General features: G+C 65.0%; 20 protein-coding genes. 6 read left to right on the top strand and 14 right to left on the bottom strand.

Annotation, left to right across the window (positions count from 1 at the left end):
- Positions 1 to 6: 6 nt before the first annotated feature.
- From B0E51_RS00575 to dinG, 6 genes are all read right to left on the bottom strand, one after another.
- The gene (locus tag B0E51_RS00575; RefSeq protein WP_077442889.1) at positions 7 to 411 is read right to left on the bottom strand and encodes a YchJ family metal-binding protein; all 405 of its coding nucleotides are present in this window, start codon (positions 409 to 411) and stop codon (positions 7 to 9) included.
- 43 nt (positions 412 to 454) lie between these two features.
- Positions 455 to 1,051, bottom strand: coding sequence for a DUF938 domain-containing protein (locus tag B0E51_RS00570; protein ID WP_077442888.1), 597 nt, complete (start codon positions 1,049 to 1,051; stop codon positions 455 to 457).
- Between the two features lie 28 nt (positions 1,052 to 1,079).
- Positions 1,080 to 1,277: a hypothetical protein gene (locus tag B0E51_RS00565; RefSeq protein ID WP_077442887.1), complete on the bottom strand. Its 198-nt coding sequence runs from the start codon at positions 1,275 to 1,277 to the stop codon at positions 1,080 to 1,082.
- 94 nt (positions 1,278 to 1,371) lie between these two features.
- Entirely contained in the window at positions 1,372 to 1,950 is a 579-nt protein-coding gene (locus tag B0E51_RS00560; RefSeq protein WP_077442886.1) for an NnrU family protein, read from the bottom strand.
- A 53-nt stretch (positions 1,951 to 2,003) separates the two neighbouring features.
- Positions 2,004 to 2,558, bottom strand: a complete 555-nt coding sequence (locus B0E51_RS00555) for a HutD family protein (RefSeq protein WP_077442885.1) — start codon at positions 2,556 to 2,558, stop codon at positions 2,004 to 2,006.
- Complete coding sequence (dinG, locus tag B0E51_RS00550; RefSeq protein ID WP_077442884.1) at positions 2,555 to 4,660, bottom strand: ATP-dependent DNA helicase DinG; 2,106 nt, start codon at positions 4,658 to 4,660, stop codon at positions 2,555 to 2,557. Before dinG ends, B0E51_RS00555 begins: the two co-directional genes overlap by 4 nt.
- Positions 4,661 to 4,883: 223 nt before the next feature.
- Here dinG and B0E51_RS00545 point away from each other — a divergent pair, with 223 nt between their 5' ends.
- A complete protein-coding gene (locus B0E51_RS00545) occupies positions 4,884 to 7,838 on the top strand; it encodes an EAL domain-containing protein (protein WP_077442883.1) in 2,955 nt (984 codons plus the stop codon).
- 4 nt (positions 7,839 to 7,842) lie between these two features.
- On the opposite strand, the gene B0E51_RS00540 is transcribed toward B0E51_RS00545, so the two are convergent.
- The 6 genes from B0E51_RS00540 to hemH form a co-directional block, all read right to left on the bottom strand.
- Positions 7,843 to 8,502 (bottom strand): DsbA family oxidoreductase, encoded by a 660-nt coding sequence (locus tag B0E51_RS00540; protein WP_077442882.1) that lies wholly within the window; start codon positions 8,500 to 8,502, stop codon positions 7,843 to 7,845.
- Positions 8,503 to 8,624: 122 nt separating this feature from the next.
- Entirely contained in the window at positions 8,625 to 10,280 is a 1,656-nt protein-coding gene (locus B0E51_RS00535) for an NAD(P)/FAD-dependent oxidoreductase (protein ID WP_077442881.1), read from the bottom strand.
- A 108-nt stretch (positions 10,281 to 10,388) separates the two neighbouring features.
- Entirely contained in the window at positions 10,389 to 10,895 is a 507-nt protein-coding gene (locus tag B0E51_RS00530) for a DUF1993 domain-containing protein (RefSeq protein ID WP_077442880.1), read from the bottom strand.
- Positions 10,892 to 12,229 carry a TCR/Tet family MFS transporter gene (locus B0E51_RS00525; RefSeq protein WP_077442879.1) on the bottom strand — a complete coding sequence of 446 codons (1,338 nt, stop codon included), beginning with the start codon at positions 12,227 to 12,229 and terminating at the stop codon, positions 10,892 to 10,894. Before B0E51_RS00525 ends, B0E51_RS00530 begins: the two co-directional genes overlap by 4 nt.
- Positions 12,230 to 12,299: 70 nt before the next feature.
- A complete protein-coding gene (locus B0E51_RS00520; RefSeq protein WP_077442878.1) occupies positions 12,300 to 13,145 on the bottom strand; it encodes an alpha/beta fold hydrolase in 846 nt (281 codons plus the stop codon).
- Positions 13,142 to 14,197: a ferrochelatase gene (gene hemH, locus B0E51_RS00515; protein ID WP_077443261.1), complete on the bottom strand. Its 1,056-nt coding sequence runs from the start codon at positions 14,195 to 14,197 to the stop codon at positions 13,142 to 13,144. Before hemH ends, B0E51_RS00520 begins: the two co-directional genes overlap by 4 nt.
- Before the next feature lie 95 nt (positions 14,198 to 14,292).
- On the opposite strand from hemH, the gene B0E51_RS00510 reads away from it, so the two are divergent.
- The 4 genes from B0E51_RS00510 to tatC all read left to right on the top strand — a co-directional run bounded on the left by B0E51_RS00510 (position 14,293) and on the right by tatC (position 16,538).
- The gene (locus B0E51_RS00510) at positions 14,293 to 14,985 is read left to right on the top strand and encodes a lipid-binding SYLF domain-containing protein (RefSeq protein WP_077442877.1); all 693 of its coding nucleotides are present in this window, start codon (positions 14,293 to 14,295) and stop codon (positions 14,983 to 14,985) included.
- Between the two features lie 61 nt (positions 14,986 to 15,046).
- On the top strand, positions 15,047 to 15,307 hold the full coding sequence (gene tatA / locus B0E51_RS00505; RefSeq protein ID WP_077442876.1) for a Sec-independent protein translocase subunit TatA: 261 nt from the start codon (positions 15,047 to 15,049) through the stop codon (positions 15,305 to 15,307).
- 24 nt (positions 15,308 to 15,331) lie between these two features.
- Positions 15,332 to 15,781: a Sec-independent protein translocase protein TatB gene (gene tatB / locus B0E51_RS00500; RefSeq protein WP_077442875.1), complete on the top strand. Its 450-nt coding sequence runs from the start codon at positions 15,332 to 15,334 to the stop codon at positions 15,779 to 15,781.
- Positions 15,768 to 16,538, top strand: a complete 771-nt coding sequence (tatC, locus tag B0E51_RS00495; RefSeq protein ID WP_077442874.1) for a twin-arginine translocase subunit TatC — start codon at positions 15,768 to 15,770, stop codon at positions 16,536 to 16,538. The genes tatB and tatC overlap by 14 nt, the downstream gene beginning before the upstream one ends.
- Before the next feature lie 34 nt (positions 16,539 to 16,572).
- Here tatC and B0E51_RS00490 read toward each other — a convergent pair whose 3' ends face one another.
- Both B0E51_RS00490 and B0E51_RS00485 read right to left on the bottom strand, forming a co-directional pair.
- On the bottom strand, positions 16,573 to 18,747 hold the full coding sequence (locus tag B0E51_RS00490) for a primosomal protein N' (RefSeq protein ID WP_077442873.1): 2,175 nt from the start codon (positions 18,745 to 18,747) through the stop codon (positions 16,573 to 16,575).
- Between the two features lie 427 nt (positions 18,748 to 19,174).
- Positions 19,175 to 20,392: a DUF3667 domain-containing protein gene (locus tag B0E51_RS00485; RefSeq protein WP_077443260.1), complete on the bottom strand. Its 1,218-nt coding sequence runs from the start codon at positions 20,390 to 20,392 to the stop codon at positions 19,175 to 19,177.
- 106 nt (positions 20,393 to 20,498) lie between these two features.
- On the opposite strand from B0E51_RS00485, the gene B0E51_RS00480 reads away from it, so the two are divergent.
- The gene (locus B0E51_RS00480; protein WP_077443259.1) at positions 20,499 to 21,887 is read left to right on the top strand and encodes an MATE family efflux transporter; all 1,389 of its coding nucleotides are present in this window, start codon (positions 20,499 to 20,501) and stop codon (positions 21,885 to 21,887) included.
- The last annotated feature ends 4 nt before the right edge of the window (positions 21,888 to 21,891 follow it).

The raw sequence follows: 21,891 nt of genomic DNA, 5'->3' as shown, positions 1-21,891 counted from the left end.
GCTGGCTCAGTTCTTCAGTTCGCCATCGAGGTAATACCAGCGACCCTGCTCGCGCACAAAGCGGCTGGTCTCGTGTTGTCGTTGTGCGCGACCACCGCCGAGGCGATAGCGGGCAACAAACTCGACTGTCGCATGGTCATCATCGACAGCCTCATGGCGCCGGATTTCCAGCCCAAGCCAGCTCGGTGCTGGCTGCTGCGCGGCCAGCCGCAAGGAAGCCGGTCGCGTATCGGCATGCCAGCTCGCCAGCAGGTAGTCCTCGCGTCGCAGCACATAGGCGCTGTAGCGCGAACGCATCAGTTCCTCGGCGGTAGCGGCGATTGCGACGCCATCGTGCAGCGGCGCGCAGCATTCGGTATAGCCGGCCGGGTTGCCGCAGGGACAGGGAGTCAGCGTGTCGATCGACTTCATGCCGCCTTTGTACCCGCTTCGGCGGGTTTGTGCAGGTGGGTGTTCAACCGTGCTGGCGTCGCCACACGCGGCAACGGTTGTTGGCCGGCATCGCGATATCGTCGATCAGGACGAAGCCGACCTTGCCTGCCAGCACATCGACGGCTTCGGCATCGCGGATCGCCATGTGCGCGCCGCGGGCCTGCAGCCATTGGTCAAACGCGGCGTTGCTGTCGCTGCTGTAGCGGCCCTGATAGTTGAACGGGCCGTAGATGATCAACGTGGCATCGGGCGCGGTGACGGTGGGCAGCTGCACGAACAGGCGCTCCACTTCGGGCCACGCCATGATGTGCAGGGTATTGGCGCTGAATACCGCGTCGTAGCATCCATCGGGCCACGCGCCAGTGACATCGAGTTCCAGGGGCGGCGGCGTGTTCGGCAGTGCTGCCTCGTCCAGCCATGCGCGGATGCCCGGCAGGTTTTCCGCGCGGTCCGAGCTTTGCCAATTCAGCAGTGGCAATGCTGTGGCGAAATGCACTGCATGCTGGCCGGTGCCGCTACCGATCTCCAGTACGTGCCGACGATCAGCGTAATGCTTGCGCAGCACATCGAGGATCGGCTCGCGGTTGCGTTCGCACGAGGGCGAATGCGGCTTCTCCATCAGGCCGCAGTCGGTCGAATCGGTGCGGTCAGACCGGTCGGCCGCGTAGTACGCGTGCCGGCAGGGTCAGCAAGGCACCGAGGAAGGCGAAGACCGCGCCGACGGTGATGCCGACCAGCCGGAAGGGCAACAGCAGCAACCACACGATCGGGTACAGCACCAGCGCCAGCAGGGCGAGCGGCCAGCAGAACACCAGGAGAAGCAACCAGAGCAGGAAACCGGCCATGAGGATGACCTCGGGATGGGTGGAGTGGGCAGACTCTAGCGCAGGCGGATGCGCCTGCGTAGATGACTGATGCCACTCCATTCAGGTCAACCGGTCAGTTCATCGGATTCACGCCAATCAGCCACAGGTGCAGCCAGAACGCGAAAATGGCCCAAACCACCACGCCGATCAGCACGGTCATCACGTCGCCCTTGAGCGTCCCCGCCGGATGCGTGGCGCCGGTCAGCCGGTCGCGCCGGCGCGATACGGCGAACAGCACGATCGCCCACAGCAGGAACGCTCCGAACAACACCACGTCGTGCAGCATGCCGGTGGCCAGCAGATGGCCGAATGCCCACACTTTCACCGCCAGCAGTTGCGGGTGGTGCAGCTTCGCCTTGATGCGGTTGTGCGGCACGCGTGCCGCGAAAAACAGCACGAAAGCGATCAGCGTGAACAGCGCATTGAGATGGCGCAGCGGCAGCGGCGGCACATACAGCAGCACGGGTTGCTGGCGGGCCAGCCCGAAGCCCCAGCAGATCAGCACGAAGCCGACGATCGACGTCAGAGCGAACAGGCCCTTCCAGTGTTTCGGGCCCAGCCGGACGATCTGCCGGTCGCGCCAGTCGTTGGCAAAGATGCGCAGGGAATGCATGCCGAGAAAGATCAGCAGGCCCAGAATCAGCACGGACATGACGGCTACCTCGCGGATGGGATCGGTCGAGTATAGGCGACCACCGGTTTCGGTCAGATGGCGTGTGGCTCGATCCGGATGATCAGCGCCAGGGTATTCTGGTGCAGCTTGACCGGGCTCGCCGGCGAAGGCTTCCACGCATCGCCCGTGTGCAGCTGGCCTTCGACGGTGTCGATCACGCCGCGGGCGCAGTAGACCAGCACGGTGGATGGATCAGGCATATGAGTGCCCGGCTCCTGCCAAACCCGTATGTCGCCACGAGCCTGCGCACGTCGCACCATCAGGTTGAAATCGCGCGTCGGCCCATCCACCAGGGTCACCGCTACCCTGGCCTCGCCGGCAAAGGCGAATGGCGTGAACGGGGTGGTCAACGCGTGCACGCGGTCATCATCCAGCGTCATCGTGAAGCCGTTGCCGTCGAGCAGCGCGATCTGCCGGTCGATACCGGTGAAACTGGAGAATGGTGCCGCACTATCGACCTCGGCGATGCTCACCCGCCACAGGAAATCATCGCTGCCGGCCCCGGATGGATGGATGGCTATTTCATGCGTGCTGCCGAGGCCGTTCTTCCATGGCTGCGGCGGGCAATCGGACAGGCGGATGATCATGGGGCGCGCTCGATGATGCGTTCGAACGGTGGCAATGCCTTCAGCATGCCGCTGCCGTAGCGTTTGGTCACCACGCGACGGTCCAGCAGCACGATACGGCCGCGGTCGGTCTCGTTGCGGATCAAGCGGCCGCAATACTGCGTCAGCAGTCGGGTGGCCTCGGGGATGCTGACTTCGATGAATGGGTTGCGCCCGCGCGATTCCAGCCATTCCGCATAGGTGGCGCCGACCGGGTCGGTCGGTACCGCGAACGGCAGCTGGGTGATCACCACCGTCTCGCACAGCTTGCCCGGCAGGTCGAGGCCTTCGCCGAACGAGGCCAGCCCGAACAACGTACTGCCTTTGCCAGCTTCGATGTCGGCGCAGTGTTCGGCGATCAGCTGCGACTTGCCCAGTGAACCCTGCGCGCGCACCTTGCGCACCTGGGCGATCGGCAGTTTCTGTAGCACCCGATCGAGTTTCACCCGCGAGGTGAACAGCACTAGGTTGCCGGCGTCCCAGTCGAGGTTTTCCGCCAGCCACTCGCTAATTTCCTCGGCGTGGGCTTCGCGCGCGTCGGGCAGGGTGCGCATCGCCGGTACTTCCAGTCGCGCCTGCGCGGCGAGATCGAACGGCGACGGCAGGCTCAGCGTCACCGCGTCGTCGGGCAGGCCCACCGCATCGGCGAAACCGCGGAAGTTGCCGCCCGCGCTCAACGTGGCCGAGGTCATCAACACGCCACTGGCATTGCCCCACAGCACGCTGCGCAACAAGCCACCGGCGGAGACTGCCGAGGCATGGCAGACCAGTTGCTGATCGCCGCTCAAGGTGACCCAACGCGCCAGCGGCGGTGCGCCCTCGGGATCGTCGTTGGCCCAGGCACGCCAGCAACTGGCCTGCTTGCCGATGCGTTCCAGGGCGATGCCCAGCTCGCGCGACAGCGCTTCCTGGGTCGGGCCGCCGTCAGTCATTTCAACCACCGCGCGACGTACCGCGGTCAGCCATCGCTGCACCTCGCCGGTGTACAGGCTGAGTGCGCGCGCATGCTCCACCCATGCTTCCGGCAGCTGGCCCAGCGAACCGCGGTACATCGGCTCGGTCTCGGCCGGATCGGGCAACCAGCCGAGGCGGATTTCCTTCTCCAGCTCCTCAAGCGTATTGCTCAGTTCCTGCAGCTTGGCGTCGCCGGCATCCAGCGACAGCTTGCCCAGCGTCTGCTTGTCGGTCAGCGAATACGCCGCGTGCACCTGGCGGCCTAGCCGGCTCAACTGGCGCACCGTGACGTTCATGTAGACCTCGCTGGCGCCGCGGTCGATCGCCTTGCCCGGCACATGGTGGCCTTCGTCGAAGATGTACAACGTCTCGTCGGGCCGCGGCAGAATGATGCCGCCCCAGCCTTCGTCCTCGCCCGGCATGGTGAGATCGGCCAGCACCAGATCCTGGTTCGCCACGATGATCTCGGCATCGTCCACCGCGCGGCGCGCGGCGAAGAACGGGCAGGTCATGAACTGGCCGCACTTGCGTCCGGTGCAGCCGCCGGCGCTGGTGGTCACCATCGGACGCAGCAGGTCACTGACCGCCTCTGGCGCGCTGTCCATGTCGCCGTTCCACTCGCCGTTGTCGAACGTGGCACTCAGCTTGGCCAGCGCCTGCTTGTCACGCGGCTGCGGCGGCTTCACCCAGAGGGTGAGGTCCGCATCGAAGCCGGCCAAGCCCATTTGAGCGGAATCGTTGAGGCTGTTCGCCGCCATGCGCAGGTTGCGCGGGCACAGGTAGCGACCGCGGCCCTTGGCCAGCGCCACCTTCGCCTCGATGCCGTTGAGTTGCAGATACAACGGAATATCGCGCTGCACCAGCTGCTCCTGCAGCGCCACGGTGGCTGTGGCGATCAGCAGCTTCTTCTTCTGAAAGCGCGCCACGGCCACGCCGGCGATCAGATAGGCCATCGACTTGCCGGTGCCGGTCGGCGCTTCGATCACCGCCACCCCGCCGGTGCGGCTGAATGCCTTGGCCACCTCGGCGATCATCCTTCCTTGCGACGCGCGCGCGCGAAAGCCCGGCAGGCCGTCCTTCAGACGTGCATAAGCGGCGCGAATCGCGTCTTTGGTGGTGTCGGCGAGCATGGGGTGAGGCCTGTGGCGCAAGTGATGCATGAAACCGGGTGGGGATGTCGGAAGACATCGGCATGCGCTTCGCGCCGGAAGCGCACCCAGGCCGGATGCAGGACGACAGTTTATCGGGATTGTGCGTCCACACGCATGCATGCCGGCCGGCGTTGTGGAGTACATACGAAGGGGTATGCTAGTTCTGGACAAGTGAGGGCTGGGCTTGGGGGGAGCTCTACTGATGATGCACGCGGGTGCGATCGAACCGATGTCGCAAGACGAGTCGTTGCAGCTGACGTGGCTGACGCGCCTGATCGCGACCAAGGCGCCCGATGAAGTGGGTGCGACGATTGTTGCCCTGGTGCAGGCATGGCCCGGTTGCAAGGTGGCCTGCGTGCTGTGGGGGCTGGACGAACCCGCCCATCATCATTGCGTGCCGGCGACGTGGATCGATGCGACGGACTGGGCATGGCTGGAGGATGCTGCCCGTTCGGAAGGAGTGCACTGGCATTCCGATCAGCACCGGATGGCGATTCGCCTTTGCCAGCAGCCCGAACCGGCGCTGTTGCTGCTGACCCTGCAGCCGGGCCATGACGGTGCCGGCTTTCTGGATACATTTTCGGCACTGCTTCAGTTTGCCGGCCAGCATTTGCAGCGGGCGCTGGAATGGGCTGAACTGCAGGATTCGCATCAGCAGCTCGAACGTTCGGAAAGCCTGCAGCGCGCGCTGTTCGCGATCTCCGATCTGGCTGGCTCCGAGCGTGACATGCCGGCGATGTTGCGCGGTATCCATGCCATCGTCAGTACGCTGATGTACGCCGAGAATTTCTTCATCGCGCAGTACAACGCCGAGCAGGAGAGCATCCGCTTCCTGTATTTCGTCGACGTCGAGGATCCGGCTGTCCCGGGTCTGGGCCAGGACATGCCGCTGTCGGCGATCGAGCGCACGCTCACCTGGTATGTGATCCGCGATGGCAAGCCGCGCATGGGCGACGCCGAGGAGCTGCGCAGCCAGGCACCAGGTCCGGTCGCCCTGATCGGTCCGGACAGTTATGACTGGCTTGGCGTGCCGATGCTGCGGGACGGCCAGCTGGGCGGCGTGCTGGTGGTGCAGAGCTATCAGCCGGGCATCGGCTTTACCGATGAGGACATGGCCCTGTTGCAGTTTGTCGGCAGCCACATCCTCACTGCGCTGGAGCGCAAGCAGACCAAGGCGGATCTGGAACAGCGCGTGCGCTTGCGCACCCTGCAGCTGGCCGAGGCCAACCGTGGCCTGCAGCTGGAAATCATCGAACGGCAGCGTGCCGAGCACCTGCAGGCGGCGTTGTTCCAGATCGCCCAGCTGGCCACCGCGGATATCGATCAGGCCGAGTTCTACCGGCGTGTGCATGCCGTGGTCGGCGAGCTGCTGAACGCGGAGAACTTCTTCATTGCATTGCTATCCGACGACCGCCAGCGGCTGACCTTCCCCTATTCGGTGGATGCCGTGCTGGCGCCACCGGCCGAACGTCCACTGGGGCGCGGTCTGAGCGAATACGTGCTGCGCCTGGGCGTGGCACTGCGTGTCGACAATGCACAGATCGAGGAGATCGTGCGTCGTGGCGAGGTTGCGCCGGGTCGCTCGAACTCCCCGGCGATGTACTGGCTCGGCGTGCCGTTGATCGTGGGCGACGAAGTGATCGGGCTGGTGACGGTGCAGAGCTACAGTCCGCTGGTGGTCTACAACGAGGCCGACCAGGAACTGCTCAGTTTCGTGGGATCGCAGATCGCCAACAGCCTGGCCCGGCGCCGTTCTGCCGAATCGCTCAAGCGCGCGTACGAGCAGCTCGAACACCGCGTGGAGGAGCGCACGCTGGCGTTGCGCAAGGAAATCACCGAGCGTGAGCGCATCCAGGATCAGCTGCGGCATCAGGTGATGCACGACTCGCTGACCGGCCTGCCCAACCGTGGCTACCTGCGCGACCGGATTGACCGTGTACTGGCCGCCATCAAGCGCGAGCCGAAACGGCGCTGCGCCTTGCTGTATCTGGATGTCGACCGCTTCAAGGTGATCAACGACAGCCTGGGCCATCTTGCCGGCGACGAGGTGTTGAAAGAGGTCGCGACGCGGCTGGCCGGTTGCGTGCGTCATCCTGATCTGGTGGCACGACTGGCCGGCGACGAATTCGCGATACTGCTGGAGCAGGTGGAGTCGCCGGCACTTGCCTTGAACGTGGCGCAGCGTGCACTGGATGCCCTGGGTGTCCCGATGCATATCGCCGGCAAGGAATTGCAGGGCACCGCCAGCATCGGCATCGCCATCGGCGACGAGCATTACCATGCAGCAGACGAAGTGCTGCGCGACGCCGACATTGCGCTGTACCGGGCCAAGGAGCTGGGACGCAAACGTTTCGAACTGTTCGACGAGACGCTGGCGAAGAACGTGGTCGACGTGCTGGCGATGGAAGGCGACCTGCGCCGGGCACTGAAGCACGATCAATTCGAGCCGTATTTCCAGCCGATCTGCAGCCTCGACGATGGACAGGTGGTGGGCTACGAGGCCTTGATCCGCTGGAACCATCCGCAGCGTGGCCTGCTGAGGCCGGGCGATTTCCTGAAGATCGCCGAAGACAGTGGCCTGATCGAGACGATCGATTGGCACATGTTCGAGCTCAGCTGCAATCTGCTGATGCAGCACGATCACAGCGACACCTTCATGACCTTGAATGTTTCGGCGCTGCATCTGCGTCACGCGGATTTCGACGGGCGTCTGGTGCGGCTGTTGCAGCGCACCGGACTGGCACCGTCACGGCTGGTTGCCGAGGTCACCGAGGGCGCGCTGCTGGACAGCCCAGAGCGCGTGCGCGCCACGCTCGAACGGTTGCGCGTGATCGGTGTCGGTGCCGCGCTGGACGATTTCGGCACTGGCTACTCGTCGCTCAGCTACCTGCATTCACTGCCGCTGCGCATCCTGAAGATCGACCGCGCTTTCGTGCATGAGCTGGACAAGGATGCCAATGCCAGCACCACCACGGTGGTGGCAGCGATCCTCGCATTGGCGCGGGCGCTGAACATCCAGGTGATCGCCGAAGGCATCGAGACTGAAACCCAGCGCGATGTGTTGCTGGCGATGGGCTGCGAGATGGGCCAGGGCTATCTGCTTGGCCATCCCGCACCGATCGGCCACTGGCTGGAATCACGCGTCGCCGACGCATGAACCGCTACGCAGCGGTGATCTGCCGCAATGCCTGTTCGAACGCTTCGGGCGGCTGTCCGCCGGAAATCAGGTGCTGGCCGTTGATGATGGTGGCCGGTACCGAGTGGATGCCACGGCTCTGGAAGAACTGCTCCTGCGCACGTACCTCGTCGGCATAGGCATCACTGGCAAGAATCTGCTGCGCACGCTGGGTATCCAGACCCGCCTCGCCGGCCAGCCGCACCAGCGTGTCATGCGCGCTGACGTCCTCGCCATCGGTGAAATAGGCGCGTAGCAGTACCTGTTTCAGCGCGAGGTGCTTATCTTCCAATTCGGCCCAGTGCAGCAGCCGATGCGCATCGAACGTGTTGTAGATGCGGCTGCGCCGATCCATGTTGAAGGTGAAACCCAGTGCCGCGCCGCGATCACGGATCGCTGCGCGATTGGCGTCGATCTGCTCGGCTGTGCTGCCGTATTTGTGCAGCAGATGTTCGGTGGCATCCTCGCCTTCCGGTGCCATTTGCGGATTCAGTTCGAATGGCTGGAAATGAATTTCAGCGGCCACTTCTCCATCCAGTTTCGCCAGCGCGTGTTGCAGCGAGGCCAGTCCAATCGCGCACCACGGGCAGGAGACGTCCGAGACGAAATCGATGCGGACCGGAGCGGGAGTGGTTTGCGTGGACATGAGGGCACCTTCGGAAATGTGAGCGACGTAGACAGCGGCGACTGGGGATTCGCCCTAGATAGGGTCACCTGATACTGCAATCAATCGTTATTGGGCATTGCCTCGCTGAGGCCGGTGCACCGTCAGGATTGCGGCTTGCCTGTGATGCTCAAGCCCACTGCCTCGGCTATCCGGATGCCATCTACCGCCGCGGAGAGGATGCCCCCGGCGTAGCCGGCGCCTTCGCCGGCGGGATAGAGGCCGCGGGTGTTGAGGCTTTGCAGGCTGTCGTCGCGTTTGATCCGTACCGGCGAGGAGGTACGTGTCTCGACGCCGGTGAGGATCGCGTCGTGCATCGCGTAGCCACGGATCTGGCGTTCGAACGCGGGGAGTGCCTCGCGGATCGCGGCGATCGCATAACCGGGCAGGGCGCTGTCGAGGCTGCCCAGGGTCACGCCCGGCTTGTACGACGGTTGCACATCGCCGAAGTCATGCGAGGCGCGGCCGGCGAGGAAGTCGCCGACCAGTTGGCCCGGCGCGCTGTAGTTCTCGCCGCCCAAGGTATAGGCATGGCTTTCCAGTGCACGTTGCAAGGCGATGCCGGCGAGCGGGCTGCCGCTGTCGTCGAATGGCGCGAAGTCGGACGGCTCGATGCCGACCACCACCGCTGCATTCGCGTTGCGCTCGTTGCGCGAATACTGGCTCATGCCGTTGGTGACCACTCGGCCCGGCTCGGAGGCGGCCGCAACCACGGTGCCGCCGGGGCACATGCAGAAGCTGTACACCGAACGTCCGTTGCCCTCATGATTGCCCTTGCAGTGATGCACCAGCTTGTAGTCGGCGGCACCGAGGATCGGATGGCCGGCCTGCGGGCCGAAGCGCGCATGGTCGATGACCGACTGCGGATGCTCGATGCGGAAACCGATCGAGAACGGCTTGGCTTCCAGATAGACACCACGTGCATGCAGCATCTCGAAGGTATCGCGCGCGCTGTGGCCGACCGCCAGCACCACGTGGTCAGTACGGATCTGCTCGCCGCTGGCCAGGGTCACGCCGCGGATCTGCTGCTGGCCGTCCGCGCCGTGCTCAAGCAAAAGGTCGTCGACGCGCTGGCTGAAGCGGATCTCGCCACCCAGCGATTCGATGGTGGCGCGCATGTTCTCCACCATCGTCACCAGCCGGAATGTGCCGATATGCGGCTTGCTGACGTAGAGGATTTCCTCCGGTGCGCCGGCCTTGACGAATTCGGTAAGCACCTTGCGACCGTGATGCAGCGGATCGCGGATCTGGCTGTGCAACTTGCCGTCGGAGAACGTGCCGGCACCGCCTTCGCCGAACTGCACGTTGGATTCCGGATGCAGGTTGCGCTTGCGCCACAGGTCCCAGGTGTCCTTGGTGCGCTCGCGTACCTCCTTGCCGCGATCGAGGATGATCGGCCGAAAACCCATCTGCGCCAGGATCAGCCCGGCGAACAGGCCGCAGGGGCCGAAGCCGATCACCAGCGGGCGGTGAGGCAACGGTGCGGGTGCCTGGGCGACAAAGTGGTAATCGGTGTCGGGCGTGGGCTGGACATGCTGGTCGTCGGCGTAGCGCCGCAACAGCTCCGCTTCCTGCGGCGTCTCGATGTCCAGCGCGTAGATCAGCGCGATCGCGCCACGCTTGCGTGCGTCGTAGCCGCGCCGGGCGATGGTGTAGCCGTTCAGCGCTGCGGCCTCGATATCCAGCCGCTTGAGGATCGCGGCGGTCAGCATGCCCTCGGTGTGATCGAGCGGCAGTTTGAGGTCGGTCAGTCGCAACATGGGTCTGGGAATCCGGAAACTGAAATCAGCTGCAGGATTTTCGCAGATATCGCGTTGAAGCGACGGTTGGAGCTGGCGCCACGGCCACAGCTGTGGCGCCAGCGTCGGTCAGGCCTGCCCGATGAAGTCCATCTTGCCGATCTCGGTGCCAGCCTCGCGCAGGATGTTGTACGCGGTGGTGCAATGGAAGAACACGTTCGGAAGAACGAAACCCAGCAGATAGGCCTGCCCTTCGAACGTCATCTCGCCGCTGCGCATCTTGAGGACGATCGTGCGGCCCTCGCTGCCGTCGATCTGCTCGGGCTTGAACGTCTTGATGTAGTCGATCGCGCTGTCGATGCGCGAGTAGACCTGCTCCAGCGTGGTCTCATTGTCTTCGAACGACTTCGGTTCGACGTCGGCCAGACGGGCGCTGCCGCGCGTTGCCATGTCACAAGCGATCTGCACCTGCTTGACCAGCGGCAGCATGTCGGGGACCAGCCGGGTCTGCAGCAGCACTTCATCGGCGACGTTCTTTGCCTTCGCATGTTCCGCGCCTTTCTGCAGCACGTGCTTGAGATTGCCGAGCGCGCGGATGAAGACGGGGACGGAAGCCTGGTACATGGACAGTGTCATGGGGTTTGCTCCGGTGGGACGTGGGGAATCGATTCGGATGAAAACTCGTTGAACGGCAGGGTGGGGACGATCTCGTCCGCCGGCAAGGGGCCTGCCGCAGGCACGTGCCGGGTCACCTTTATGGCGATCAAGCCGGCGGTCAGCAGCAGCGCCGCGGCCAGCACGAACGCAGCGCCCGGCAGATGCTGCACCGGCGCGTGGTCACTGATGAACAGTGCGAACAGATTGGAGAACATCGCCGGGCCGAAGATGCCGGCGAGGCTGGCAAGGCTGGTCAGTGCGCCCTGCAGGCGACCTTGCTCATGCGGATCGACCTGATGCGTCATCATCGCCTGCGCCGGCGGCCCGGCCAGTCCACCGAGACTGAGGAACGGAATGCCGAGCAGGAACACCCACGGTAGCGACGCAAAGCCAAAGAACACATAACCGACGATGCACAGTGCGAGTCCGGCCAGGATCATCCGCCGCTCACCCAGTTTCGGCATCAGCCGGCGCACCAGCACCGCCTGGACCAGACCGCTGCACAGGCCGACCAGGCCCAGCGTATAGCCGACCGCCTGCGGTCCCCAGCCATAGCGGTAGTCGGTGTACAGCACGTAGGTAGAGTTCAGCGAGAACTGCGCCAGGTTGATCAGGAAGAACACCGTCGCCAACCCGAACACCTGCGGATAGCGACGCAGCAGCACCACGGCGCCGAACGGATTGGCATGGCGCCAGTCGAAGCGCGCACTGCGGCGTTCCTTCGGCAGTGATTCCGGCAGTACGAAATAGCCGTAGCAGAAATTGATCAACGACAAGGCTGCCGCCACCCAGAACGGCAGGCGGATATGCAGATGACCGAGGAAGCCGCCCAGCGCCGGGCCCACGATGAAGCCGATGCCGAACGCGGCGCCGAGCGTGCCGAAGGCCGCGGCACGCCTTTCCTTTGGCACGATGTCGGCGATATACGCATTCGCGGTGGAGAAACTCGCCGCGCAGATGCCGGACACCGCACGGCCGACGAACAGCAGCCACAGCACCGGTGCCAGCGCCATCACGATGAAGTCGATGCCGAGACCGAAGCTGGAGATCAGGATCACCGTGCGCCGGCCGAAACGGTCCGACAGCGCACCCTGCACCGGCGAGAACACGAACTGCATCAGCATGAACAGCGTGACAAACGCGCCGGCCCACACGGCGGCCTGCGAGATGCTGCCGCCGATCAACTGCACGATCAGATGCGGCAACACCGGGATGATGATGCCGAACGCCAGCATGTCCAGCATCACGGTGACGAAGATGAAGTTGAGGGCGGCGCGGTGGCGCGGAGCGGCGAGAGTGGGTGGCTGATCCATGGGGCGAGGCGAGGCGATGGGATGTGCACGATAGCCGAACGGCGCTGCCGCTACATGTGCGGAGGCTGCGTCAGGTCGCTGCGTCGATCCATGTCGCCACGGCAGCGGGGTGTTCGAGGTGCAGGTGGTGACCGCCATCCATGTGGCTGACCGTGATGTTCGGCACGCAGTCAGCGCGTGCCTGCATCGGCGCTTCCGGCAGGTAGGAGGTGGCCGGCTGCGCCAGCAGCAGCGCGGTGGGTGCCTCGATGCCGCGAAGCAGGGCATGGATCTGCGACTCGGCCAGCCGCACGGGACTGGGCCGGGTCAGCCGGGGGGCGCTGCGCCAGCGCCAGCCCCCGTCGGCCTCGATCAGTCCGCGTTCGACGATCGGTTGTGCAAGCTCGGCCGGCAGGCCACTGACCATGCTGCGCGCACTGGCTGCCTGCGCAATGCTGTGAAAGACGCGTAGCGGCTTGGCGTTGTCGCCACGTGGTGCGAACGCATCGCGGAAGCGCTGCAGCGTATGCGAGCCGTCGTCACCGAGCGGGCCGAGACCTTCGATCAGCCACAGGCGGTCGATCCGCTGCGGCGAGGTGGCGGCCACCAGCGAGGCAATCCCCGCACCCAGCGAGTGGCCGAGCAGCCTGTAGCGCTCCAGCCCCAAGGCATCGGCGGCCGCGAGTACCACCTGCACATAGTCGAGATAGCGATAGCTGGCGCCGGCAGCCAAGTGATCGGAATGTCCGTGGCCGGGCAGTTCCAGCGCGATTACCCGAAAGCGAGCCGCCAGCAGCGGCGCCAGAAGCGCAAAGCTGCCGGCATTGTCCAGCCAGCCGTGCAGGGCCAGCAGTGGTGGCAGGGCTTCATCGCCCCAGACCTGCGCGCTCAGGCTCAGGTGCGGCAGCGCGATGCGGCGCTCGCCGGGTGCGCTCACGCGATGGATTCCGGCCAGCCACGAACATGCCGTCGCACCAGGGCGGCGAGACTGCGCACGTGTTCGGCACTGTCATTGAGTGCGGGGATATAGCGCAGCGTTTCGCCACCGGCAGCGAGGAAGAAGTCGCGGTTCTGCATCGCGATCTCCTCCAGTGTCTCCAGGCAGTCCACCGCGAAACCGGGGCAGGCCACGTCGAGTTTCTTCACGCCATTGCTGGCAAGCTGGCGCACGGTGGCGTCGGTGTAGGGTTGCAGCCATTGCTCGCGACCTACGCGAGACTGGAAGCTGACGAGCATGTCATCTGCGTTGATATGCAGCCGTTCGCGCAGCAGTCGCGCGGTGGTCTGGCACTGGTCGAAATACGGATCGCCCAGCTGCACATAACGCTCGGGAATGCCGTGGAACGACAGCAGCAATTTGTCGCCACGGCCATGCGTTGTCCACCAGCGTTCGATGCTGCTCGCCAGCGCGTCGATATGCCTGGGATCGTCGTGATAATCGTTGACGAAGCGCAGCTCCGGCGGCCAGCGCAGCGTCTTGAACGTGTCGGCGACGGCATCGATCACCGAGCCGGTGGAGGTGGCTGAATACTGCGGATACAGCGGCAGCACCAGCAGCCGGCGCACGCCTTCGCGCTGCAACTGTTTGATCGTGTGCGCCACCGACGGTTCGCCATAACGCATTGCAAGCGCCACGCGCAGCGTGCCCGGTTGCTGCCGGTCCAGCTCGGCCTGCAGGCCCGCGGCGAGTGCCTCGCTGCCGAAGCGCAGTGGCGAGCCCTGCCCGGTCCAGATCTTGCCGTAGGCATGTGCCGAACGTGCCGGTCGTACGCGCAGGATCACGCCATGCAGGACCAGCCACCACAGCCAGCGCGGGTAGTCGATCACGCGCGCATCGCCGAGAAATTCGGCCAGATAAGGTCGCACCGCTTTCGCGGTGGGCGCAGTCGGCGTGCCCAGATTGACCAGCAGCACGCCAGCCTGAACGAACTGAACGCCCGACGCGTGGGAATGGCCGGCAACGTCGGTATAGTGATTGCTGCGTGGCATCGTGGCAGTCATGGCTGGATCAGTCGTGGAGTCTGCCACAAGCCTTGGCGCGCCGCGGCGCGCTGCCCCCATCCCCGAACCAAGTGGAGCCGCCCATGTTCAAGACACCACTGCATCGTCTGCTGTTGATTGGCCTCGCCCTGTTGCTGCCGGCGATGGCCGTGCATGCCGAGGATCCGCCGCTGGTACGTGCGCAGAACGCGGTGCGCGTACTCAACGACATCATGCAGGCGCCGGACAAGGCGATTCCCCAGGATCTGCTGCGCGATGCGAGAGCGATCGCGGTGATACCCGACGTGCTCAAGGTCGGTTTCGTCTTCGGTGGTCGGCGGGGCGAAGGCTTGATTTCGGTGAAGGGACCGGACGGCACCTGGTCCAATCCCAGTTTCATCAGCATCACCGGCGGAAGCGTGGGCTTCCAGGCCGGCGTGTCATCGACCGACGTGATTCTGGTGTTTCGTACCCAGCGCGGCGTGGATTCGATCGTGCGCGGCAAGTTTACCCTCGGCGCGGACGCTTCGGCGGCGGCCGGCCCGGTCGGGCGCACCACCAGTGCCTCCACCGACGAGCAGATGAAGGCGGAGATCTACTCCTACTCACGCGCTCGCGGCCTGTTTGCCGGCGTGGCGATCGACGGCGCGGCACTGCGCATCGACTACGACGCGAATGAAGCGGTGTATGGCGCCGGCATCACGCCGCGCCGCATCTTCGAGGGCGGCGTCAGCAACGTGCCGGGGTCGGTGGTCGATTTCCGCGACCGGCTTGAGGAGTACACTTCGCGTCAATGATTGCGAAGTGTCGGCGCGAATTGCGCCTGTGACTTGGCTGGAATTTGCCTCGAGGTTGATTATGGGTTTTGACAGTATCTGGCATTGGCTGATCCTCCTGGTGGTCGTATTGCTGATTTTCGGCACCAAGAAGATCCGCAACCTCGGGCCGGATCTCGGCGCGGCGATCCGTGACTTCAAGAAAGGCCTCAGCGGTGACGACGAGGCGAAGCAGAAGGAAGAGGAAGCTGCGCGCAAGGCCGCCGAACAGCTGCGCGCCGACCCGCCGCCGGCCGCCGGCAGCAGCACGCAGAGTCAGCGCGACTCCAGCGAAACCAAGTAAGCGCGCGGCGGCCGGAGCGCGGCAATGATCGAGATCAGTCTCGGCAAAATGGTGCTGCTCGCCCTGATCGCGCTGATCGTGCTCGGTCCCGAGAAGCTGCCTGGTGCCGCGCGTACCGCCGGTGCGCTGCTGCGACGCGTGCGCAGCGGCTGGGACAACGTGCGCGCCGAGGTCGAGCGCGAACTGGAGATTGAGGAAATCAAGCGCACCGCGCGAGAGGCGGCAACCCAGGCGGAGGCCGCGCAGAACGCGATGAAGGACACGCTGCAGCAGGTACATGAGCCGCTCGCCGATGCCGCGGCGATGATCAAGGACGTGCCGAGCAAGGACGCGGTGGTCAAGGCCGAGTCGCCAGCGGCTTCGTCGGCCGAGGTGGCTCACGACGAACCGGCCAACCAGATGCAGGCGGAATTGCCGCTGGGTGAACCATCAGCCACACCGCACAACCGGGAAGCCTCGCATGGCGGCGCCTGAATCCGATCCGTCGATCGCCGACGACCTGCAGCAGGGACTGTTCTCGCATCTGCTGGAATTGCGCACGCGCCTGCTCAAGTCGGTGGCGGCGCTGGTACTGGTGCTGGTGGCGCTGGTGCCGTTTGCGAATCGCCTGTACAGCGAACTGGCCGCGCCGCTGGTGGCGCGCCTGCCGCAAGGGGCGCACCTGATCGCCACCGGCGTGACCAGTCCGTTCATCACGCCGCTGAAGCTGGCCTTCTATGCCTCGCTGTTCATCAGCATGCCGGTGATCCTGTACCAGCTGTGGGCGTTCGTCAGTCCGGGCCTGTACAAGCACGAAAAACGCCTGGCCCGGCCGCTGCTGGTGGCCGCGCTCGCACTGTTCTACATCGGCGCGGCGTTTGCCTATTTTCTGGTGCTGCCAGCCGCGTTCCGCTTTCTCATCGCGGTGACGCCGCAGGGGGTGGAGATGATGACCGACATCACCCAGTACCTCGACTTCGTGATGCTGATGTTCTTCGCGTTCGGGCTGTGCTTCGAGGTGCCGGTGGCGGTGGTGATCCTCGCCGCGGTCGGCGTGGTCGATCTGGACAAGCTGCGAAGTGGCCGGCGTTACGCGATCGTCGGCGCGTTCGCGATTGCCGCGCTGATCACGCCGCCGGACATCACCTCGATGATGATGCTGGGCATTCCGATGTGCCTGCTCTATGAGCTGGGTGTGCTGGCCGTTCGCTGGCTGGTGAAGCCGGGTTCACTGAGGTCCGACGCGACCTGATACGCCATCGTCCCGATCGCGAGGCGACCGGCGATCAGTACAGATCGATCGGATCGACGTCCAGCGACCAGCGTACCCGTCGTGCAGACGGCAGCACCGTCAGTGCCAGCTGCCACGAGCGCAGCATCGCATGCAGCGTGTGACGGCTCCCCGCTTCGAGCAGCAGCTGACCGCGCTGGCGGCCCGCGCGCAGTGGCATCGGCGCAGGCATCGGACCGGCGATTTGCAATTGATCGCTGACCGGCAACGCGGCATGGGCGTCGGTGAGAAACGCGTCCATGTGTTCGCGCATTGGCGCATCGGCTCGCAGCAGTACCTGGTAGCTGTAGGGTGGTAACTGGATCTGCCGACGTTCGGCGAGCAGCTCACGGGCGGCGGCGGCATAGCCATGGGCCAACAATGTACGCAGCAGCGCATGTTCCGGCTGGTGCGTCTGCAGCAGTACGCGTCCCGGTTTTCGCGCGCGGCCGGCGCGGCCGGCCACTTGCACCACCAGTTGGGCCAGCCGCTCGCCGGCGCGGAAATCCACGCTGTGCAGACCTTCGTCCACGCCGACGATCGCCACCAGGGTGAGGTTGGGCAGATCGTGGCCCTTGGCCAGCATCTGGGTACCGACCAGGATCGCCGGTTGATCATCCTTGAGCGTGGCCAGCAGTTGCTCGAACGCGTCGCGCCGGCGGGTGGTCTCACGGTCGACGCGCAGCACCGGCACCTGCGGGAACTGCGAGATCAGTGCTTCCTCCAGCCGCTCGGTACCCTGGCCTTGCGGCTTCAGCTCGGTGGCACCGCAGGTCGGGCAGGTGACCGGCATGCGGGTCTGGTAGTCGCAGTGATGGCAGATCAGTTGGCGACGGCCGGCATGCAAGGTCAGCGGGCGATCGCAGCGCGGACACTCGGCATGCCAGCCGCAGCTGTGGCATAGCAGCACCGGCGCATAGCCGCGACGATTGCGGAACACCAGCGCCTGCTCGCCCCGCGCGACAGTTTCGGCAATCGCCGTCAACAGCGCCGGCGACATGCCGTGCTCCAGCCGTTGCGCGCGCATGTCGATGATCTGCACCTGCGGCGGCCGGATCGTGCCGGGACGGGCGCGCAGATGCAGGGTGCGGTAACGGCCGGCCTCGGCGTTCGCCAGCGATTCCAGCGACGGCGTGCCCGAACCCAGCAGCACCGGCACACCCAGCGCACGCGCACGCACCAAAGCCAGGTCGCGGGCGTGATAGCGGAAGCCTTCCTGCTGCTTGTAGGCGCTGTCGTGTTCCTCGTCGACGATGATCAGGCCGGCCTGTGGCAGCGGCGTGAACACCGCCGAACGGGTACCCAGGATCACCCGCGCGCTGCCGTTGCGCGCGCGCAGCCAGGCGCGCGCGCGATCGCCTTCGGACAGATTGGAGTGCAGCACCTCGACGATCACGCCGAGCCGCTCGCGCAGTCGGCGCACGGTCTGCGGCGCCAGGCCGATTTCCGGTACCAGCAGCAGCGCCTGTTTGCCCTGCGCCAGCACCTGTTCGATCAGCGCCAGATACACCTCGGTCTTGCCGCTGCCGGTGACACCATCGAGCAGGAATGGCTGGTACTGGCCGAGGCTGGCGCCGACCGTGCTGACGGCCAGTTGCTGCTCGTCGTTCAGTTGCGGTGCGAGCGATGCAGGCAGTTGGCGGTCAGGCGGTGACCGTTCGCTGCGTTCGAGCAGGCCCGCGGCCGCCAGTCGACGGGCCGTCTCGCGCCAGCCGGGCAGGCGTTCGGTCAGATCCTGAGCACTCATCGAGCCGGCGGCCAACAAGGCCAGCAGCGTCTTGCTGCCGCCGCGACGGCTGCCGGCGTCGTGGGCGCTGTGGCCGGCGCTGCTCAGCGACCAGTATTCGTCGCCCAGTGCCGGCGGCGGCTTCGCTTCGCGCAGTGCCAGTGGCAACGCATTCGCATAGGCCTCGCCGGGTGCGCCGAGCCAGTAGTCGGCGGCCCAGGCCAGCGTCTGCATCAGTTCGGCGTCGAGCAGTGGCGTCTCATCAAGCAGCCGGATCACCTGCTTCAGCCGGCTGCCACTAACCGCGGTTTCGGCCTCGACCGCCACCACCACGCCGACCTGTCTGCCGCGGCCGAACGGAACCAGCACCCGGCAACCTGCGCACGCTTCGCCTGCCGCAGGCGGCAAGTAGTCGAACAGGGTCAGCAGGGGAACTGGCAGGGCAACGCGAAGGACGGCGGGCATGGCTACCTCGTGAGCGGGTCAGTGTACCCGTGCTGCCCGAACTCCCTCGCATGCAAAGGGCGACAGGGTCGAGATGAACCTGCCGCCGGCGCTTGCGCACACTTTCTGCTCGATGGTCGAGAAATCAGAGGTAAGTAGCTCACCGGGGAAGGTTTTAGTGCTTATCCACAAGTGCTGTGGATAAGTCTGTGGATGCAGCGGGGAAGGAGTGCCTCAAAGCGCGTTGTGGCGCCTTTTTCGACACGCTGACCAAATTTTGGTCATGCGAAAATATGATTCATTTTCAATGACTTGAAAATATACGTCAGCGGATGTTCATGCAACTGACAAATGTCGGCATCCCAGCTTGACAGCCCCATGACGCTGTGCAAAACCCGCGGCAACCCGGCTTGATGGGTGCGCTGTGGACGTCGGCGCCGGACGCTGTTCAGTGCGCCATGCCCACGACGGCCGCAACGGCCAGCGCGAAGCACAGCAGCCAGAAATAGCACCAGCCGATGCACCAGAATTTCAGTACGGTCATCGGCCAACCCTGACGGTAAAGGCGTTTCTGCATGATCAGCAGATAGGTGGGGATCCACAGGATCAACGCTGCCTGCAACAGGCCCAGCGCGTAGCCGGTCCAGGCGGCATGGGGACGCAGCCAGGTCGACAGCATGCCGGTCACGGTGATCAACAGCAGGCTGAGGAACATGAACGCATGGCTGTGCAGGGCGACAATCAGATGTTCCATGTACAGCCGCCGCCGGAAGACGTAGAACAGCTTGAGCAAGACCGCGAAAACCGGGACCAGCACGAACATCGTCGGCGGCAAGGCACTGAAGACCCCGCTGATTATCCGTTGCTGGGCTTCTTGGCGAGCCACGGGATCGCCCTTCTTGAGGGCGTGCATGTTTTCCTGGATGTGTTTGCCTAGCTCGGTCAGGCGGGCGTTGACCATGTCCGGCAGCCAGGCGATCTGCACGGGAGTCGATTCCTGCCCGCTGGCCTTGGGCTCGACATCGTCCGGCACGGTGGGGGCGGCCCTCATGGCAGCCGCGGGCTTCACCGTCACGCTGGGAAGGGGCTCCGCGATGGATGCGGCTGATATCGGTGCAGCACCGAGTTCGAGCAAGCGCCGACTGGCTTTCTGGCGCAGATCCCGCGCGGCGACATTGGTCTGATCGAGCAAATTTGGCGCGAGCAGGCCGGTTGCGCGGGCGGTCTGCAGTCCGTCAAGCTGCTTCTGCAGCGCCTTGCGCACCTGCGCCGGGCTGTCGGCATTCTCGATCGCGCTGTCATTCACGCTCACCAATGGAAAGCCGCCTCTTCCGACCTTGCTGCTGATCTGGTCGATCGCCAGATGGAACACGAAGAACGACAGCAGACAGAGCACGAACATCATTCGGAACGGCGCGATATAGCGCACGCGTCGACCGCTGAAGTATTCGAGCGTGAGGAAACCGGGCTTCAGCAACAGCGGCGGCAGCGTATGCACGATGCGGCCGTCGATGTGCAGCACGGTTTCCAGCGTCTCCTCGGCCATCGCGTGCACCGGCTTGAGCACGCTGTGGATCGACTGGCCGCACTCGTGGCAGAACTCGCCCTGCATCGAAGCGCCGCAGTTGGCGCAGTGCAGTCCCTCGTAAGTGGTCAGCTGCTTCATCGCGGTTCCCATCCGGTGCAGCGGGCGATCTTCGCACAGAGCTACATGCAGCGGAGCGTGACGAATGGCTCAGGTAGAATGGGTGACCTTGGAGTCTGCTGTGTCGATGAAACCGTTCCGTCCCGAGCGCGCCCACCTGGCGCACGAGATGCGCGCCACCGTGCGTCTCGCGTTGCCGTTGATCTGCGCCCAGCTTGCGGCGATTGGCAGCAATGTGATCGATGCCGTGCTGGCCGGACATGTCAGTGCGCACGTGCTAGGCGCGGTAGCAGTGGGTGCCAGCATCTGGTCGCTGGCGATCGTCAGTGGCATCGGCATGATGATGGCGGTGCCGCCGTCAGTGGCTCAGCTAGATGGTGCGGGCCGCCGCCACGAGGTTGGCGCGGTGTTCCGTCAGGCGCTGTGGCTTGCGCTGGGGATGGGTATGGTTTTGTGGTTTGCGGTGCGTCATGCAGCGCCGCTGATCGACCTGATCGGGGTGACGCCGAGCTTGCGCGATGACGTGCAGCGTTTCCTGCTGGCGATCAGCTGGGGCGCGCCGGCGCTTACCAGTTATTTCTCCTTGCGCGGCCTGTCCGAGGGGCTGTCGCTGACCCGGCCTTCGATGTACTTCAGCCTGGGCGGTCTGGTGCTGCTGGTGCCGCTCGGCTACGTGCTGATGTTTGGCAAGCTGGGTATCCCGCCGCAGGGTGCGCACGGCTGCGGCGTCGCTACCGCCATCGTGCTGTGGTTGGAGATGCTGACGTTCGGCATCTATGTGATTTTCCGACGCAACTATTGCGGGCTCGGTCTGTTCGATCATTTTGAATGGCCGAACCTGCGTCGCATCGGTGCACTGGCGCACATCGGCTTGCCGATGGCGGTGACCCTGCTGGCCGAGGCCGGACTGTTCGTGGCCACCGCATTGATCATCGCCACATTGGGTGAGGATGTGATCGCCAGCCACCAGGTGGCGATCAACATTGCCTCGCTGTTCTTCATGATTCCACTGGGGCTGGCGATGGCGATCACCGTGCGCGTCGGCAATGCCGTCGGGCGTGGCGACGAGCGCGGCGTGCGCTATGCCGGTTTCTGCGGCATCGGCCTGACTCTGGTCACCCAGCTGTTCTCGGCCGGCCTGATGCTGGGCCTGCCGCATTTCATCGCCACGCTGTACACGCAGGATCCGAAGGTGATCGCGCTGGCCGCGCAGCTGATCATGCTGGCCGGGTTGTTCCAGTTCTCCGATGGCATCCAGGTGGCAGCCAACGGCGCGCTGCGCGGCCTCAAGGACACCCGCGTGCCGATGGCGATCACCTTGTTCGCGTACTGGATCATCGGCATGCCGGTGGGCTGGTGGCTGGCGTTCCATCACGGCATGGGCGCGCGCGGCATGTGGATGGGGCTGATCGCCGGCCTTACGGTGGCCGCGGTGATGCTGTTCACCCGTTTCTGGCGCAGCGCGTGGAAGCAGCGCTGGCGCCGTGCTGCCACCGCTATGTCGGCAACCGCCTGAACGG

This window comes from Rhodanobacter sp. C05 (assembly GCF_002001165.1).
Taxonomy (GTDB): domain Bacteria; phylum Pseudomonadota; class Gammaproteobacteria; order Xanthomonadales; family Rhodanobacteraceae; genus Rhodanobacter.
Note: the sequence above shows the minus strand (reverse complement) of the source record. Positions and strands in the feature narration are given on the sequence as shown.